This window comes from Blautia sp. Marseille-P3201T (assembly GCF_900120295.1).
Taxonomy (GTDB): Bacteria; Bacillota; Clostridia; order Lachnospirales; family Lachnospiraceae; genus Blautia.
Map to the genome: position 1 here is coordinate 536,085 of NZ_LT635470.1, position 18,745 is coordinate 554,829.

16 protein-coding genes are annotated in these 18,745 nt (G+C 38.2%); all 16 read left to right on the top strand.

Annotated features, from left to right (window positions below; translation table 11 throughout):
* The first annotated feature begins 67 nt into the window (after nucleotides 1-67).
* Nucleotides 68-1,309, top strand: coding sequence for an exonuclease SbcCD subunit D (locus BQ7352_RS10880; RefSeq protein ID WP_072449241.1), 1,242 nt, complete (start codon nucleotides 68-70; stop codon nucleotides 1,307-1,309).
* Nucleotides 1,272-4,517: an AAA family ATPase gene (locus BQ7352_RS10885; protein ID WP_072449242.1), complete on the top strand. Its 3,246-nt coding sequence runs from the start codon at nucleotides 1,272-1,274 to the stop codon at nucleotides 4,515-4,517. Before BQ7352_RS10880 ends, BQ7352_RS10885 begins: the two co-directional genes overlap by 38 nt.
* Before the next feature lie 27 nt (nucleotides 4,518-4,544).
* Nucleotides 4,545-5,081 (top strand): DUF2284 domain-containing protein, encoded by a 537-nt coding sequence (locus BQ7352_RS10890; protein ID WP_072449243.1) that lies wholly within the window; start codon nucleotides 4,545-4,547, stop codon nucleotides 5,079-5,081.
* A gap of 60 nt (nucleotides 5,082-5,141) precedes the next feature.
* Nucleotides 5,142-5,417, top strand: coding sequence for a YabP/YqfC family sporulation protein (locus BQ7352_RS10895; RefSeq protein WP_004221811.1), 276 nt, complete (start codon nucleotides 5,142-5,144; stop codon nucleotides 5,415-5,417).
* An 11-nt stretch (nucleotides 5,418-5,428) separates the two neighbouring features.
* On the top strand, nucleotides 5,429-6,658 hold the full coding sequence (locus BQ7352_RS10900) for a sporulation protein YqfD (protein WP_072449245.1): 1,230 nt from the start codon (nucleotides 5,429-5,431) through the stop codon (nucleotides 6,656-6,658).
* Nucleotides 6,651-7,664 (top strand): PhoH family protein, encoded by a 1,014-nt coding sequence (locus BQ7352_RS10905; protein ID WP_072449247.1) that lies wholly within the window; start codon nucleotides 6,651-6,653, stop codon nucleotides 7,662-7,664. The genes BQ7352_RS10900 and BQ7352_RS10905 overlap by 8 nt, the downstream gene beginning before the upstream one ends.
* Nucleotides 7,661-8,158, top strand: a complete 498-nt coding sequence (gene ybeY, locus BQ7352_RS10910; protein ID WP_072449248.1) for an rRNA maturation RNase YbeY — start codon at nucleotides 7,661-7,663, stop codon at nucleotides 8,156-8,158. Before BQ7352_RS10905 ends, ybeY begins: the two co-directional genes overlap by 4 nt.
* Before the next feature lie 60 nt (nucleotides 8,159-8,218).
* A complete protein-coding gene (locus BQ7352_RS10915; RefSeq protein ID WP_072449249.1) occupies nucleotides 8,219-8,695 on the top strand; it encodes a hypothetical protein in 477 nt (158 codons plus the stop codon).
* An 85-nt stretch (nucleotides 8,696-8,780) separates the two neighbouring features.
* Nucleotides 8,781-9,635 carry a glutamate 5-kinase gene (gene proB, locus BQ7352_RS10920; RefSeq protein ID WP_072449251.1) on the top strand — a complete coding sequence of 285 codons (855 nt, stop codon included), beginning with the start codon at nucleotides 8,781-8,783 and terminating at the stop codon, nucleotides 9,633-9,635.
* Between the two features lie 24 nt (nucleotides 9,636-9,659).
* On the top strand, nucleotides 9,660-9,881 hold the full coding sequence (locus tag BQ7352_RS10925) for a DUF896 domain-containing protein (RefSeq protein ID WP_072449252.1): 222 nt from the start codon (nucleotides 9,660-9,662) through the stop codon (nucleotides 9,879-9,881).
* Nucleotides 9,859-10,410, top strand: a complete 552-nt coding sequence (locus BQ7352_RS10930) for a 5-formyltetrahydrofolate cyclo-ligase (RefSeq protein WP_072449253.1) — start codon at nucleotides 9,859-9,861, stop codon at nucleotides 10,408-10,410. The genes BQ7352_RS10925 and BQ7352_RS10930 overlap by 23 nt, the downstream gene beginning before the upstream one ends.
* A 12-nt stretch (nucleotides 10,411-10,422) precedes the next feature.
* The gene (gene miaB / locus BQ7352_RS10935; protein ID WP_072449254.1) at nucleotides 10,423-11,898 is read left to right on the top strand and encodes a tRNA (N6-isopentenyl adenosine(37)-C2)-methylthiotransferase MiaB; all 1,476 of its coding nucleotides are present in this window, start codon (nucleotides 10,423-10,425) and stop codon (nucleotides 11,896-11,898) included.
* Nucleotides 11,899-11,905: 7 nt separating this feature from the next.
* Entirely contained in the window at nucleotides 11,906-14,581 is a 2,676-nt protein-coding gene (gene mutS, locus BQ7352_RS10940) for a DNA mismatch repair protein MutS (protein ID WP_072449255.1), read from the top strand.
* 6 nt (nucleotides 14,582-14,587) lie between these two features.
* The gene (gene mutL, locus BQ7352_RS10945) at nucleotides 14,588-16,498 is read left to right on the top strand and encodes a DNA mismatch repair endonuclease MutL (protein ID WP_072449256.1); all 1,911 of its coding nucleotides are present in this window, start codon (nucleotides 14,588-14,590) and stop codon (nucleotides 16,496-16,498) included.
* A 9-nt stretch (nucleotides 16,499-16,507) separates the two neighbouring features.
* Nucleotides 16,508-17,464, top strand: a complete 957-nt coding sequence (miaA, locus tag BQ7352_RS10950; protein ID WP_072449837.1) for a tRNA (adenosine(37)-N6)-dimethylallyltransferase MiaA — start codon at nucleotides 16,508-16,510, stop codon at nucleotides 17,462-17,464.
* Entirely contained in the window at nucleotides 17,452-18,744 is a 1,293-nt protein-coding gene (locus tag BQ7352_RS10955; protein WP_072449257.1) for a methionine gamma-lyase family protein, read from the top strand. Before miaA ends, BQ7352_RS10955 begins: the two co-directional genes overlap by 13 nt.
* Nucleotide 18,745 lies beyond the last annotated feature (1 nt).

Sequence of the window (18,745 nt, forward strand, 5' to 3'; positions counted from 1 at the left end):
TTTTTTTCTTTTCTGCCAAATGTTAGAATAGGAGAAGAATATAAATAGAAAGCAGCAGGTTTTATTAATGAAGATATTGCATACCGCAGATTGGCATATTGGAAAGCTTTTGGAAGGAAAAAGCAGACTGGAGGAACAAAAAATTGTTTTAGAGCAATTTGTTTCCATTGCAGATACAACAGATGCAGATGTTATTTGTATTGCCGGAGATGTGTTCGACAACGGGCATCCATCTGCAGGAGCAGAAATGCTTTTATATCATACATTAAAAGAATTAAGTAAACAAGGGCAACGTCTGGTTGTTTTAATTTCAGGTAATCATGATCAGCCTTCTCGCCTGGAGGCGATTGTTCCGCTGGCTCGTGAGCATGGTATTATTATTTATGGGACACCTAAAACCAGAATTCCTTCCGGTAAATACGGAAATTTTGAAATAGAGTCTTTAGAGGAAGGCGTCTTTTCCTTTTCCTGTAAAGGAGAAAAGGCAATTTTTGCCTGTGTTCCTTATGTCAGTGAAAAGACTTTAAATGAAGTCTTATATCGAGAAGAAGACAGTGATGAGAAACGGGCTGCAGATTATGCGGAAAAAATAGGTGAACTGTTTCAAAAAAGAGCTGTCTGGTACGAAGAAGATACGATTAATATACTGATGAGTCATGTATTTACTCTGGGCTGTAAAAAAGATGGCTCTGAACAGGGATTAATGCTGGGAAACAGTTATCTCCTTCCACCTGAGGTATTTCCTGAAAAGGCTCAGTATGTGGCTTTGGGACATGTACACAGACCGCAAAAAGTGGTGGGAAGTCATGGACGAATTCGGTACAGTGGTTCACCTCTACCTTATCGCTTGCAGGAAACGGTTATTGCAAAGCAGTGTTCTTTGGTTACGTTACATCCTCATGAAGAAGCAGTTGTGCAGGAAATTTATTTTGATAATCCTAAACCTATTGAAAAATGGGTTTGTAAAAGCTATGAGGAAGCATTAAAAAAATGTGAGGAAAATCAGAACCGTTCCTGTTATGTTTATTTACAGATTTACACAGATACTTATATTCGGGAAGAACAGCTAAAAGAACTAAAAAGTTATAAAGAAGATATTTTAGAAGTTATTCCTGTTTTTCCCGAAATGAAACAAAAAGATGCAGGGACTGTTTTTACAGAAAAAACTTTTGAGGAACTGTTTTTAGATTATTATCAGGAAAAGAAAGGAGTTCTGCCTGAAGCGGAAGTTTTAGAAACTTTATGGGAGATTTTAAAAAAGGAGGACGAAAATGAAACCGATTTCCATGAAAATGAAGGGATTAAATAGTTTTTTAGAGGTTCAGGAAGTCGATTTTGAGAAGCTGACCAGTCAGGGACTCTTTGGGATTTTCGGTCCCACAGGAAGTGGAAAAACCAGTATTCTGGATGGCATGACACTGGCTCTTTATGGAACCACTTCCAGAAATAGTACGAACTATATTAACGTAAATACAGATAAAGCTTATGTAGAATATATTTTTTCTATACAGGAAAAGCAGTTCCATAAATATCTGGTAGCCCGAAGTTTTAAGAGAACAAAAGATGGGGGAATTCGCAGCGACAGTGCGAAATTTGCTGATATTACAGATGCAGAACCTGTCATTTTAGCTGATAAAGTGGGAACGGTAAATGCTAAATGCCAGGAAGTTCTGGGATTATCGAAAGATGATTTTTTCCGTACAGTGGTTTTACCTCAGGGAAAGTTTTCTGAATTTTTAAAACTGGAGGGCATGGAAAGAAATAAAATGTTGGAACGGCTTTTTCATTTGGAAAAGTATGGGGAACGGCTTGCTTTTCTGGTAAAAGAGCATGCCGGACAGTGGGAAGGCAGACGCAGGGAACAGGAAGGCGCACTTTCCCGTTATGAGGCTGTTACAGCAGAAGCAATTCAAGATTTAAAAGAGAAAGAAACAGAATTAGAGCAAACTCTGGAAATAAAAGAATTTTCTTTGAAAAAAATGCGAAAAAATCTGGAGGACAGCAAAAGCCAAATTTTGTTGTGGGAAGAATACGATGCAGCCTGTGAAAAAGAAAGATCACTTGCAAAAGAGCAGGAAGAAGTTAATGTTTTACAGGAAAATTTGAAAAAAGCGGAAATCGCCAATGGCCTTTTCCCTTATTTCGCAGATTATCAGGAAAGTATTGCCAAAGAAAAAAGTTACAGGCAAAAAGCTGCTGCTCTTACAGAAATGTGGATGGAAAAAAAGCAAGTGCTTGTATCTTTGCAAAAAGAGTTTCAAAAAGCAGAAGAAGATAAACAGCAGAAAAAGCCAGTCTGGGAACAGCAGAGAAATAATCTTTTAGATGCAGTAAAGTTGTCAGAGGAACAAGATAAGCAGAAAGCGCTTTTCGCTGCACAGAAGGTCATTTGTGAAGAAACAAAAGAAAAACTGTCGGAAGCACAGGGGAAAATGAAGGCTTTGCTGCAGGATATTGATAGCCGAAAACTGCAAAAAACAAATCTGCAGCAGGAAATTACAAAAACTGTAGTTTCATCAGAAATCCAGCAAATGATTATAGATGGATTTCAGAAGACCAGAGAATTAAACCAGCAGAAAATTCGAAGAACTGCCTTGGAAAAAGCCATGGAGACAGATAATAAAAATGTAGCTGCAAAAAACTTAGAAAAACAAGAGTTTATACATTGTTTAAAAGAAAAAGAGGCAGAGAAAACAGCATATCTTCAAAAGGCCTGGGAAACCCAAAAAAAGAAATGTAAAAAACTTTCTGCCGAAATAGAAGCAGTGCAGAGGAAGCAGGCACAGATACAAAGAAAAAAAGAGGAACAGGAACAACTTTATGTAGAAAACATGGCAGCTATTCTGGCTTCTTCGCTGGAAGAAGGTATGCCCTGCCCGGTATGCGGAAGCATTCATCATGAAAAACCTCAGACAGTATCACAAAAAGCAGATATTCTTGCATTGCAAAAGCAAAAAGAACTGTTAGAAAAAGAAATACAGACAATTCATGAAACCATTGCCGGATTAAAGACTCAATTGCAGCAGGAACAACAGATCTCTTTGGAAGACCTTCCAGTCAGTCCAAAACTGACAGAAGAATTACAAAACCTCCAGACAGACATTGTAAAAAAGGAGATTGAAATAGAAACTCTGCAAAAGCGTTGCCTGGAAAGAAAATCAGAATGGGAAACGGAACATAAAGAAATCTTGCAAAAAGAAAAAGAACTGGAAACGCAAAAGAAAATTGTAGAGATTGAAGATTTTCAGACAGCTTATGAAGCTTTACAGGAAAAAAATAAAAAGAGAGAAGAAATGCAAAAGCAACTGGAGCTTTTGGAGCAAAGACTGGATGCCCGTATACAAAATCGGGAAAAAGGAGAGGGCATCATTCAGGATTTAAAGACAAAACAGACAGAAATTTACTTACTGCAAAAACAAACAGAAGAAAAGCTTCTGGAAATAAGAGAAAAAATTTTAGAAAAAGCCGGAACAGAGGAAAATCTGCCTGAAAAACTAAAAGAAGCAGAAGAGTCCATAACTGTACTGGATATGCAATATGAACGTACGAAAAATCTTTTTGATCAGGCAGCTTTGGAAGAAAAGACTCTTGCCCAACAGTTGGCTGCCAAAAAGGCTCTTGTCGAAGCTTCTTTCAAAGACAGTGAACAAAAATATGCGCTTTTAAAAGAAAAAATGCACAGCTTTTTTATCACAGAAGAAGCTTATATTGAAAAATATTGTAAAGAAGAAAAAGAATTGTCTCAGGTAAGACAAAAAATTGAAAATTTCCAAAACGAGAAAATCCGCATTCAAGAACAGCTTCAGCAAATCAAGAAAAAGTTATCAAAAGAACGAATGGATAAGAACGCCTTTACTTTGCTGGAACAAGAAGTACAGGCGCTGGAAAATGAAACAACAGAGGAAAACAAAAGATTTGGTGCGGTGCGAAAAGAGCTGGAACAAATGAAAGGTGCATGGGAAGCAAAAGAAAAGGTTTGTACACTTTTAGAGCAAATTCAACATAAATTAGATATTCTTTCAGAATTAGAAGGTCTGTTTAGAGGAAAACGCTTTGTTGAATACATTTCCCGTTATTATCTGGAGCACATTGCCAAAGAAGCTGATATAAGCCTGAAAGAAATGACAGGAAACACCTATGGTTTAGAGATTGATGAGAACACTTCTTTTATCATTCGCGATTATAAAAATGGAGGTGTGTCACGACCGGCTTCTACTCTTTCCGGAGGAGAAACTTTTATGGCTTCTTTAGCACTGGCGCTTGCTTTATCTTCACAAATTCAGATGAAGGGGGCAGCGCCTTTGGAACTGTTTTTCTTAGATGAAGGATTTGGAACATTAGACGAGAATTGCTTAGAAGTAGTAATGGAAGCTTTAGAAAAAATAAGAAATAAAAAACGAAGCGTAGGCGTTATTACCCACGTAGAGGAAATCAAAGCCCGCATTCCTGTGCATTTGCTCATTGAACCAGCAAAAGCAGGAGAAGGGGGCAGTAAAATTTCCATAGAAGAAATATAAACAAAACAAGATGAAGGAGTAAAACACATGATTTCTCATGAAGAATTAGAAGAATTTATTTGTCAGTTTCCAGTATATCAATATGCCTTTTTTGATCCGGAAGAAATCGAATTTTCATTCCGGGTGCGGTGGATTTGCGAAAAAGAATGCGAGCGATACAATTCCACCTGGGCATGCCCTCCTGCTGTGGGAACAGTAGAAGAATGCAGAAAACGTTGTCTTTCTTATAAAGAATGTTTTCTCTTTTCTACGATTGCAGAAGTTTCTGATGTAATTAATTTTGAAGAAACATTAGCTACCAGAAAAGAACATGAAAAAATTACGGCAGCCATAGAAGCATTTATCCGTGAAAAAGGCACAGATTGTATGGCTCTTTCTACGGAGTCCTGTGATATCTGTGAAGTTTGTACCTATCCCAATGCCCCATGTCGTTTCCCGGAAAAGATGCATCCTTGTGTGGAAAGTCATGGAATTATTGTCTGCGAACTGGCAGAAAAATATAACATGGAATTTACTTTAAGTGCAAACCAGATTTTGTGGTTTGGTATCCTTTTTCTAAAATAACCGCATGATTTTACGGAATATTTCATAAGTTAGAATAAGAACTTATGCAGGAGGCTTTTGGTGAAAAGGAAATTAGGAGATTTTTCAGGAAAATTAGGAGACTCCTTACAAATTCCAAAAGATTTATCTTATAAAGAGGCAGTTCTTACACTAACCGGTTCCCGTGAGTTATATATTGAAAACTATAAATGTATACGTCAATATCAGGACACCTGTATCATACTTCTTTCAAAGAGAAATAAAATTCAGATTGAGGGGAAAAATCTCCTTATTCTTTATTACACAGATGTGGAAATGAAAATAAGTGGAAATATCAATAAAATTTTGTTTTTATAAGGAGGCTGTGTGTGCAGGATTGGAGCCATTATGGAAAAGGTTATGTCCGGATAAAAGCGTATACCCAAAGCCCGGAGCGATTTTTGAATTTATGTGCTTATCACAAAATCACCGTATGGAATTTAGTAAATAAAAATGATGTTTATGAGATGAATATAAGTATTAAAGATTTCTTTCGCTTAAAAAATATCTGTAAAAAAACAGGTACAAGAGTTCTGATTACAGGTAAATACGGACTGCCTTTCTTTTTTTATCGCAATAAAAAGAGGAAGGCATTTTTCATCGGTATTTTTTTAAGCTTTCTGATTATGTTCTTTTTATCCGGTTATATCTGGAATATTCATGTAGAAGGAAATATACATAATAGCACTCAAAGTATTCTGGATTATTTGGAAGAAATAGATATCCATCACGGAATACCTAAGAAGGATTTGGACTGTGCTGTAATTGCCGAAAAATTAAGAGGAGAGTTTTCTGATATTACCTGGGTTTCTGCAAAGATTACAGGAAGCCGATTACTTTTGGAAATCAAAGAAAATGATAAAATTTATACAGAGAAAATTCCTGAAAAGGGAGCTTACGATTTGATATCCGACAAAACAGGAAAGATTGTTTCTATGGTTACCAGAAAAGGAACTCCTGTAAAAAAGGTCGGGGAGCTTTGCAAAAAGGGCGAAATTTTAGTAAGCGGTCGTCTGGATATTTTAAATGACAGCAAAGAAGTGGCAAAATACGAATATACTGATGCAGATGCAGACATTTATGTACAGTATCCGCTAGAATATTATCAACAGTTCTCCATGATATACCAAAAGCCAATCTATACAGGGAGACAGAGAAAGGGGTATGTTCTTCAGGCAGGAGATTATTATTTTGACCTTAAGCGAAAATCCCAATGGGAAACCTTTGATACCACTACGAATTTAAAACAGCTTCGGCTTACAGAAAACTTTAAACTCCCTGTTTTCTATGGAACCAGCACAGATTATGAATATAAAACACAAGAATTTGTTTATACTGAAAAAGAGGCAAAAGAAAAAGTGCAAAGCCATTTAAGAGTACTTTTAAAAAGTTTGGAGGAAAAAGGGGTTCAAATATCAGAAAATCATGTTAAAATAAACATACAAAAAAATGTCTGTACAGCCAGTGGAACACTTCAGGCTGTTGAAAAAGCAGGGAAAAAAGTTCCCACAGACATTCTTCCCCAGCAAACAGAAAGGAAAATTGACATTAATGAGTAATATTTGTGAAGAAAAAATGGAATTGCCTGCAGAGCATGAACGAAATGTGTTCGGGCAGTTTGACGAGCATATTAAAAAAATAGAAAAAACACTGGGGGTTACGGTTATTTCAAGAGATGGTCAGCTTCGTATTTTAGGACCTATGACAGCCTGCCAACAGGCAGTAAAGATTATACGGGAATTTCTGACATTATCTCAAAAAGGAAATATCATTACCCAGCAGAATGTAAACTATGCGCTGGCTCTTGCAGCGGAAGAAAAGACTTCTGTAATTACAGAAATAGATAAGGAATGTATTTGCCATACTTTAAACGGACGTCCCATTAAACCCAAAACACTGGGGCAGAAAGCCTATATCGATGCAATCCGAAAGAAAATGATTGTCTTTGGCCTTGGCCCTGCCGGAACAGGAAAGACTTACCTTGCAATGGCAATGGCAATTACCGCATTTAAAAATGATGAGGTTGGAAGGATTATTTTAACGAGACCTGCCATTGAAGCCGGTGAAAAATTGGGGTTTCTTCCCGGTGATCTGCAAAGCAAAATTGATCCTTACCTCCGGCCTTTATATGATGCTCTTTATGAAATCATGGGAGCAGAAAGTTTTGCTAAAAACATGGAAAAAGGACTGATAGAAGTCGCTCCCCTTGCTTATATGAGGGGGCGAACATTGGATAATGCTTTTATTATCTTAGATGAAGCCCAAAATACCACACCTGCCCAGATGAAAATGTTCCTTACCCGTATTGGTTTTGGCTCAAAAGTCATTGTTACCGGAGACCTTTCTCAAAAAGATTTACCTTCCGGTGCAAAATCAGGACTGGATGTTGCGCTCCATGTACTAAAAAAAGTTGAAGATATTGCCTTTTGTGAATTAACGAATAAAGATGTGGTGCGTCATCCGCTGGTACAGAAGATTGTTCAGGCTTATGACGCTTATGAAAAAAAGGAAGCAAATGAAAAACGAGAAAAGAAACCTCGCAAAGACAGGAGGAAAGAACGATGACACTAAATTTAGAAATGGAATATGAAGGAGAACTGGATTTTGATTACGAAGAACTGGCTAAAAAAGTAATCGAGGCTGCTCTTGACTATGAAGGCTGCCCCTATGAGACAGAAGTCAATCTTGTCTTAACCGGAAACGAAGAAATTCAGCAGACAAATAAGGAGTTTCGTAATATTGATCGTGTTACAGATGTTCTGTCTTTCCCTATGCTGGATTTTGTAACACCGGCAGACTTTTCTTGTGCAGAGGAAGACGATACCTGTTTCCATCCGGAAAGTGGTGAGCTGATTTTAGGAGATATTATGATTTGCATTCCCAGAATGCAGGAACAGGCTGAAAGCTATGGCCATGGCCAGGTAAGGGAATTTGCTTTTTTGATTGCTCACAGTATGCTGCATCTTATGGGGTATGACCATATGGAACCTGAAGAAGCAAAAGAAATGGAAAAGAAGCAGGAAGAAATTCTGGAAAGCCTTGGAATTACACGTTCTTAAAAGTGAATAGAATATAAAAATCAGCCGATACTATAAGTATTCAGAAATAAGGAGGTTCTTATGAAAAGAATAATCTGTGGTGTCGGCTGTTTTCTTGTCTTTGTTTTTTTTAGTGCAGGTTTTCTGTTCACCTACCAAATTACAGATTTGAAAGATCGAATTTATGTTTTAGAAGAAACAAATGCAGCAGTTAAGCGGCAAGTATCTGTACCGGCCATAAATAATAAAAACAAAACTTTTGTTTTAGAGCATTATGAAGATGGAAAATTACAGAAAAAGTCTTTTAAGATCAGTTCCTATGGAGGAGATAAAATTGTTTTTCGCCAGGAAGAAATACCATCGAATAAAGAAGGCTATACACTTCAGGTAGAAGAGGGGTATGTGGTAGTATATGAAAATACTCAAAATCAAGTCTTTGAATATACCGACATTCCTTTGGAAGCCCTGCCGAAAGAGCTGCAAAGTGAAGTTTTACTGGGAAAACAAATTGAGACTATTGACGAACTTTATAACTTTCTGGAAAACTATTCCAGCTAAAATATGCCAAAATCCCTGTCTGGACTTATAGACAAAAATAGTGTAATATAAAATGATGTGAAAATGAACCAAAGAGGAAAAATACATGAATATCAGAGAAAAATTAAAAGACAAAAAAAGAATTGTAATCAAAATCGGTTCTTCATCACTGACACATAAAGAAACAGGACGACTGGATTTGATTAAGCTGGAGATATTGGTTCGAGAACTGGCAGATTTACACAACCAGGGAAAAGAAGTCATTGTCGTGTCCTCCGGTGCTATTGCTGTAGGCCGCGCAGCCATGGGGATAAAAGAAAAACCTTCCCGTCTTTCTGAAAAGCAGGCATGTGCAGCAGTAGGACAGGCCAGGCTTATGATGATTTATCAAAAACTGTTTGCAGAGTATAGTCAGACAGCAGCACAGGTATTGATTACAAAATACACTATGGTAAATGACATTACCAGAGAAAACGCAAGAAATACTTTTCAGAGCCTTCTGGATATGGGGGCAATTCCTGTTGTAAATGAAAATGATACGGTCTCCACGGATGAAATCGAATTTGTTAATACTTTTGGGGACAATGATACCTTGTCAGCTTTAGTGGCAGCTTTAGTAGATGCAGATATGCTTATCCTTTTATCTGACATTGACGGATTATTTACCGATGATCCCAATGTCAATCCACAGGCAGAATTTATTGATGTAGTGGAGAAACTGGATGATCATTTAATGAAAATGGGGAAAGGTTCTACAGGCAGCAAGGTAGGAACAGGAGGAATGGCAACGAAGCTTTCTGCAGCCCGAATTGCAACCGGTGCAGGAGCAGACATGGTTATCGCCAATGGCGCAGACTTCCATGTCATACATAAGATCATGCAGGGCAGAAAACATGGTACGCTTTTTCTGGCAGATAAAAAGGAACCGAATATTTTACAGGAAATATTTGAAAATCTATAGAAATAAAGGAGAGAAACAGATACTATGGATCAAAATACCATTAACCGAATTAATGAACTGGCAAGAAAATCGAAGGGAGAAGGGCTGACGCCGGAAGAAAAAGAAGAGCAGAGAAAACTTCGTGCCGAATATATTGCGGCAATCCGCATGAATATGCGTGCGCAGTTGGATAATATTGACATTCAGGAAAAAGATGGAACGATTATCAATTTAGGTGAGAAATATGGCAGAAAAAAAGGAAATTAGGAAATATATTTTCGGAAAACGAAAAGAATTTACACAGCAGGAAGCAGAAAAATGCAGTGAAAAAATTTGTGAAACCATAATAGCTCTTCCTGAATTTCAGGAAGCAGACTGTATCTACGCTTATGTAGATTATAATAAAGAAGTCATTACACGAGGCATGATTGAAGCTGCATGGAAAGCAGGGAAACGAGTTGCAGTTCCCAAAGTAACCGGCGCTCATGAAATGAAATATTACTATTTGGAAAGCTTTGAACAGTTAGAACCGGGCTATTTCCAGATACCGGAGCCTGCATGGGGTGAGGAGGCAGCAGAAGAAGACGCCTTTTTAATTGTTCCCGGTGTTGCTTTTGACAAAAATCGTCACAGAGCCGGATATGGGCAGGGATTTTATGACCGCTATTTATCCGTACATAAAAAACACAAAACAGCAGCAGTTGCTTTTGACTTTCAGATTGTAGAGGAAGTTCCAGCAGAAGATACGGATATTTTCCCTGATAAAGTTATCACAGAAACAAAAATAATCAATTAAAGGATGAATTTAATGGAAAATACAACACTTTTATTTAATGATGAAATAGAAAAAATAATTGACGCCATGGATTTAAGCCAGGAAGCTCCTGTGGAAGAGCCACAGCGTCAGTATTGGTTTATGAAAAAAGCGCGTCAGCTTGTAAAAGAACAGTCTGAAAAACTGGGAAGACCGCTTACTGCCAATATTACTACTTTTGGCTGCCAGATGAATGCGAGAGACTCTGAAAAGCTGGTAGGAATTTTAGAACGCATGGGATACGTGGAAGTTTCTGATGAAAATGCAGATTTTGTTATTTACAATACCTGTACGGTAAGAGAAAATGCAAATCTTCGTGTATACGGACGATTAGGATATCTGCACAGTCTGAAAAAGAAAAATCCTCACATGATGATTGGCTTATGTGGCTGCATGATGCAGGAACCACAGGTAGTAGAAAAGCTGAAAAAAAGCTATTCTTTTGTCAATCTGATTTTTGGTACTCATAATATTTATAAATTTGCAGAACTGGTGGTTTCCTCTCTGCTTTCCAACCGTATGATTATTGATATCTGGAAAGACACAGACAAAATCGTAGAAGACCTTCCGGTAGAAAGAAAATATCCTTTTAAGTCCGGAGTAAATATTATGTTTGGCTGCAACAACTTCTGCAGCTATTGTATTGTGCCTTATGTACGAGGAAGAGAACGCAGCAGAAATCCAAAAGATATTATAAGAGAAATTGAGCGTCTGGTAAAAGACGGTGTTGTAGAAGTCATGCTTTTAGGACAAAATGTAAATTCTTATGGAAAGAATTTAGAGGAGCCAATGACTTTTGCCCAGCTTCTTACAGAAATTGAAAAAATCGAGGGATTAAAGAGAATTCGATTTATGACTTCTCATCCAAAGGATTTATCCGATGAACTCATTGAAGTTATGAAAAACAGCAAAAAAATCTGCAAGCATCTCCATCTTCCTTTGCAGTCAGGCAGCAGTGACATTCTGCAGAAGATGAACCGCAGATATGATAAAGAAAAATACTTAAATCTGGTAGAAAAAATCAGAACTGCCATTCCTGATATTTCTCTTACCACAGATATTATTGTAGGATTTCCGGGGGAAACAGAAGAAGATTTTCTGGAAACCGTTGACGTAGTAAAAAAAGTACGCTATGACAGCGCCTTTACTTTTATCTACTCTAAACGTACGGGAACACCTGCTGCCGTTATGGAAAATCAAATTCCGGAAGATGTGGTAAAAGACCGCTTCAACCGCCTTTTGGAAACGGTGCAGACCATTGGTAGAGAAATGTCTGCAAGAGACACAGGAAAAGTCATGGAGGTTCTGGTGGAAGAACAAAACAGTCAGGACAAACACCTGATGACAGGACGTCTTTCCAACAATCTGCTGGTTCATTTTGAAGGAGACACTTCCTTAATCGGACAGCTTTGTCAGGTACGTTTAGATGAATGCCGCGGCTTTTATTATATGGGAACGAAAGTAGGATAAAATTAACATGGGAATTTCGATAAAAGACGTAAATGTTGCATCTATTTCACCGATGATGCAGCACTACGTAAAAACAAAAGAAGAATATAAAGACTGTATCTTATTTTACCGCTTAGGTGATTTCTATGAAATGTTTTTTGAAGATGCAGAAATCGTGTCCAAGGAGCTGGAGCTTACCTTAACAGGAAAAGATTGCGGTATGTCAGAACGTGCGCCAATGTGCGGAATACCCTTTCATGCGGCAGAAGTCTATTTAAACCGCCTAATCAGCAAAGGATATAAAGTAGCCATCTGTGAACAAATGGAAGACCCCAAACAGACAAAGGGAATTGTGAGAAGAGAGGTTATCCGTGTGGTGACACCGGGAACTACCTTAAACACACAGGCACTTGATGAGACAAAAAATAATTATATTATGTCTGTGGTATATGTTTCCAACCGATTTGGAATTGCCATTGCCGATATTACCACAGGAGTGTTCATGGTTACGGAAGTAGATGAAATTCGAAAACTGCTGGATGAAATTTACAAATTTTCTCCGGCAGAACTTGTGTGCAATGAAGCCTTTACCATGAGCGGCATTGAAATTGACGAGCTGAAAAATCGTTTAAATATTTCTCTTTCTGCTCTGGATAACTGGTATTTTGATGATGACTTATGTGCCCGTACTTTAAAGGAGCATTTTCATGTGGGAACATTAGAAGGTCTTGGATTGAAGGATTATAACTGTGCAGTAATTGCAGCAGGCGCCTTATTTACTTATCTTTTGGAAACGCAGAAAAATTCTATGGAACATATGCGTCAGATTACACCGTATATTACAGATAAGTACATGCTCATTGACAGTTCCACAAGGCGAAACCTGGAATTGACAGAAACTATGCGGGAAAAAGCCAAAAGAGGCTCTCTTTTGTGGGTGCTGGATAAAACGAAAACGGCTATGGGCGCACGTATGATGCGTACGTTTATCGAGCAGCCGTTAATTGATGAAGATGAAATTAATGCGCGCTTAGATGCTGTAGAAGAGATTAACTGTCATGAAATGGACAGAGAAGAAATTAGAGAATATTTAAGTCCTGTTTATGATATGGAACGTTTAATCAGCCGTGTCAGCTATCAGTCCGCCAATCCAAGAGATTTGATTTCGTTTAAAAGTTCCATTTCCATGATACCGTACATACGTCAGCTTCTGTCCCAGTTCCAGTGTGAGGAACTGCAAAAAGTATATGAGGAAATGGATGATTTACAGGATTTATATCAGCTTTTGGAAGCATCTATTGTAGACGAACCCCCTCTTGCCATGAAAGAAGGCGGCATTATCAAAGAAGGCTATCAGGAGGACATTGACCATTTCCGTGAAGCCAAAACAAAGGGAAAAATGTGGCTTGCTGAACTGGAAGCAGAAGAAAAAGAAAAGACAGGTATTCGTACCTTAAAAATTAAATATAACAAGGTATTCGGTTACTATCTGGAAGTCACAAATTCTTTTAAGGACATGGTTCCGGATTACTATACCAGAAAGCAGACATTGACCAACGCAGAACGTTATATTACACCACGTTTAAAAGAACTGGAAGATATGATTTTAGGAGCGGAAGATAAACTTTATGCATTAGAGTACGAAGCATTTGTGTCTATTCGAACAAAAATCGCAGCAGAAGTAGAACGTATTCAGAAAACAGCACGAGCCATTGCCAAACTGGATGCCTATGCATCTTTGGCTCTTGTAGCATCCCGCAATCAGTTTGTCCGTCCGAAAATCAACACCAAAGGTGTTATTGACATTAAAAACGGCAGACATCCTGTAGTAGAAAAAATGATTTCCAACGATATGTTTATTCCAAACGATACTTATTTGGATAATGGAAAAAATCGTGTTGCCGTTATTACAGGACCAAACATGGCAGGAAAATCCACTTATATGCGTCAGTCTGCCCTGATTGTTTTAATGGCGCAGATTGGTTCTTTTGTACCTGCTGAAAAAGCCAATATCGGGATTGTGGACCGTATTTTTACCCGTGTAGGTGCATCTGATGATTTGGCAAGCGGACAGAGTACCTTCATGGTGGAAATGACAGAAGTTGCCAATATTCTGCGAAATGCCACTTCTAAAAGTCTTTTAATCTTAGATGAAATCGGCAGGGGAACCAGTACCTTTGACGGACTTTCTATTGCATGGGCAGTGATTGAACATATCAGCAATACCAGAATTTTGGGGGCAAAAACCTTGTTTGCGACTCATTATCATGAGTTGACAGAATTGGAAGGAAAGCTGGCAGGAGTAAACAATTATTGTATTGCAGTAAAAGAAAGAGGAGATGACATTGTCTTTCTTCGAAAAATTGTAAAAGGCGGAGCAGATAAGAGTTATGGTATTCAAGTTGCCAAACTTGCCGGCGTTCCAGATTCTGTCATTGAAAGAGCAAAAGAACTGGTAGAGGAGCTTGTCAGTGCAGATATTACTACTACGGTAAAGAACATTGCTTCCGAAAATAAAAAACAAAAGACAAAACCTGTCATTCATTTTGACGAAGTAGATATGGAACAGATTTCTCTTTTTGATACAGTAAAAGATGACGATGTCATTGAGGAATTAAAGTCCATGCAGTTGGATGAATTACGACCGGTAGATGCTTTAAATATTTTATATCGACTTCAAAATAAGCTGAAAAATAGATGGTGATAAGAATTGAGAAAAATTGCAGTTTTAAGTCAGAATACAATTGATAAAATTGCTGCGGGAGAGGTGGTGGAAAGACCGGCTTCCGTAGTAAAAGAGCTGGTAGAAAATGCCATTGATGCAGGAGCTACGGCAATTACCGTAGAGATTAAGGAAGGTGGCATTTCTTTTATCCGTGTTACCGACAATGGAGGCGGTATTCCAAAGGAACAGGTTCCTCTGGCATTTTTACGCCATGCAACCAGCAAAATCACACAGGCAGAAGATTTACTCCAGATTACGTCCCTTGGATTTCGAGGAGAAGCTTTATCCAGCATTTCAGCGGTATCACAGATGGAGGTTATTACAAAAGCGCCGGAGGATTTCATGGGCGTGCGCTATGTGATTGAAGGCGGGCAGGAAAAGGTTCTGGAAGATGTAGGCGCACCAAACGGAACCACCATGCTGGTGCGAAATTTGTTTTTTAACACTCCTGCCCGAAAGAAATTTTTGAAAACAGCAATGACAGAAGCGGGATATGTAAGCAGCTATATGGAACAGCTTGCATTGTCCCATCATAATATTTCTTTTAAGTATATGGTAAATGGACAGTTGCGCCTGCACACCTCAGGAAATGCCAATTTAAAGGATGTAATTTATGGAATTTACGGAAGAGATATTACCAGAGAACTAATCTCAGTACAATACGAAAAAACAGGAATTTCTATTACCGGTTTTATTGGAAAACCTTCTATTGCCAGAGGAAACCGAAATTTTGAAAATTATTATATCAATGGCAGATATGTAAAAAGTAAGCTCTTAATGAAAGCTATCGAAGAAGCGTATAAGCCTTATATGATGCAGCACAAATATCCTTTTGTTTGTTTACAATACGATATTCACGGAGAAGATGTAGATGTCAATGTACATCCTACCAAAATGGAGGTACGGTTTCAAAACCAAAGCGCTGTTTACAATGCTACCTATGATTTGATTACAGAAGCCTTGGCAGGGAAAGAAATCATCCCTGAGGTTTCGCTTACACCAAATCCGGCCGCTGTAAAAAAGCAGCCACAACCAAAAGAGGAAAAAATACCCGTTCCCGAGCCTTTTGAAAAGAACCGGATTGCAGAAGAAAAACCGGTATATGCTCCCATAGGGCTTCGTCCCGCAAGCGCTGAGCCAAAAACAGAAAGTAAAACAGTACCTATAAGCGTAAGCGCGCCTGTAAAGCCAAAAGAGTCCGAAATACAGACAAAACCGGAAGAACAGAAGAAAGAAACTTTCCCACAAGAACAGCCGGAGATTGCAAAAGCAGAACAGCTGGAGCTTTTTGACAATCGACTTTTGTCAAAAGAAGCCCGTGTTCATCATCGTATCATCGGACAGCTTTTTGATACTTACTGGCTGGTGGAATATGATAATAAATTCTATATTATTGACCAGCATGCTGCTCATGAAAAGGTATTATATGAACGCTTTTTAAAAGAATTCGCCAATAAAGAAATTATTTCTCAGATGGTGTCACCACCGTCCTTGGTTTCTTTGAATTTACAGGAAAGTAACCTTTTAAAGGCAAATCTGGAAATTTTCCGTGAGTTTGGATTTGAAATTTCAGAATTCGGCGGTAAAGAATACAGTATTCATGCAGTTCCTGCAAATATTTATGGAATTTCTGTTCAGGAACTTTTTATACAGATTTTAGACAGTCTGGAGCAGGAACACGTTTCTAAAACGCCGAACATTCTTGCAGAACGAATTGCAACGGCAGCATGTAAAGCAGCGGTAAAGGGAAATAACCGACTTTCCGTAAAGGAGGCAGATGCACTGATTGATGAACTTCTCGGTTTGGAAAATCCATATAACTGTCCTCACGGAAGACCCACTATTATCTCCATGACAAAATATGAACTGGAGAAAAAGTTTAAACGAATTGTGTAGGTGAAAATTTTGAAAAAACCTTTAATTATCTTAACAGGTCCTACAGCAGTAGGAAAAACAAAACTCTCGATTGCACTTGCAAAAGCAGTAAACGGAGAAATTATTTCTGCAGACTCCATGCAGGTGTATAAACATATGGATATTGGTTCTGCGAAAATTAAAAAAGAAGAAATGTGTGGTGTTACCCACCATCTAATAGATGTGCTAGAGCCTGACGAAGAATTTCACGTAGTACGGTTTCAAGAAATGGCAAAACAGGCTATGGAAGAAATCTATGCAAAGGGAAAAGTTCCCATTCTTGCCGGAGGTACAGGCTTTTATATTCAGGCAGTGGTAAAAGATATTGATTTTTCAAAAGAAACTGAAAAATCACCAATAAGAGAAGAGCTGGAAAAACTGGCAGAAGAAAAAGGCTGTGAATATCTCCACGAAAAGCTACAGCAGATTGATCCGAAATCAGCAGAGAAAATTCATGCAAACAATGTAAAAAGAGTCATTCGGGCATTGGAGTATTTTGAGCTTACGGGAAAACCGATTTCTGCTCATAACGAAGAAGAGTCTTTAAAACAGTCTCCTTACAATGTGGCATATTTTGTTTTAAATGATATCCGCGAAAAGCTGTATGAAAGAATTGATGCCCGTGTAGATGTAATGCTGCAGGAAGGATTAGTTCAAGAAGTTTCTATGCTTGCAAAGAAAGGCTATACAAAAAATATGGTTTCCATGCAAGGATTAGGTTATAAAGAGATTTTATCTTATCTGGAAGGGGACTGTACTTTAGATGAGGCCGTTTACATTTTGAAACGAGATACTCGCCATTTTGCCAAACGACAGCTTACCTGGTTTAAGAGAGAACAAGATGTTATCTGGGTGAATAAACAGGATTTCCATTATGAGGAAAATCAGATTTTAAATTATATATTAGAAAACTGTGAGAAAAGAGGAATATTATCATGCAGGAAATGAAAGAAATATACAGCGATTTAGGCATTAGCTCTCAAGTACTTGCCTTTGGAAATAAAATAGAAGCAGAATTAAAGGAACGTTTTCAGGAAATTGATGAAAATGCAGAATATAATCAATTAAAAGTCCTTCATGCTATGCAGAAAAATAAAGTAAGTGAAGGCTGTCTTTATTCCTCTACCGGTTATGGTTACAATGATTTAGGCCGTGACACTTTAGAAGAAGTTTATGCAGCTGCTTTTCATACGGAAGCAGCCTTAGTGCGTCCTTTAATTGCCTGCGGTACTCACGCATTATCTGTAGCTCTTGCAGGAAATTTAAGACCGGGAGACGAGCTTCTTTCTCCTGTAGGAAAACCTTACGATACTTTAGAGGAAGTTATCGGTATTCGTCAATCCAAAGGTTCTCTGGCTGAATATGGCATTACTTACCGTCAGGTAGAGCTTTTAGAAGATGGAAGTTTTGATTATGAAGGAATTCGAAATGCTATTACAGATAAAACAAAAATGGTAGAAATTCAGCGTTCTAAGGGATATCTTACACGTCCTACTTTTTCCGTTGCACAAATTGGCGAACTGATTTCTTTTATCAAAGGCATTAAACCGGATATCATCTGTATGGTAGATAACTGTTATGGTGAATTTGTAGAAAAAATAGAACCAAGTGATGTGGGTGCTGATTTAATCGTTGGTTCACTTATTAAAAATCCAGGCGGCGGTCTTGCACCAATTGGCGGATATATTGCAGGAAAAAAAGAATATGTAGATAATGCAGCCTATCGCCTTACCTGCCCCGGACTTGGTAAAGAAGTAGGAGCTACTCTTGGAGTAAATCCATCCTTTTATCAGGGATTTTTCCTTGCGCCTACCGTTACTGCCGGTGCATTAAAGGGAGCAATTTTTGCTGCAAATATTTACGAGCGTCTGGGATTTTCTGTCACACCAAATAGTACAGAAAGCCGTCATGACATTATTCAGGCAGTTACTTTTGGTACACCGGAAGGTGTGATTGAATTTTGCAAAGGCATTCAGGCAGCTGCGCCTGTAGATAGTTATGTAGAACCAGAACCATGGGCAATGCCCGGCTATGACAGTGATGTAATTATGGCAGCCGGAGCTTTTGTACAGGGTTCTTCCATTGAACTTTCTGCTGACGGACCGATTAAACCACCTTATACCGTATATTTCCAGGGTGGTCTTACCTGGTATCATGCAAAATTAGGTATCTTAATGTCTTTGCAGAAGCTTGCAGATAAAAATCTGGTTACAATACCACAGGAGTAAA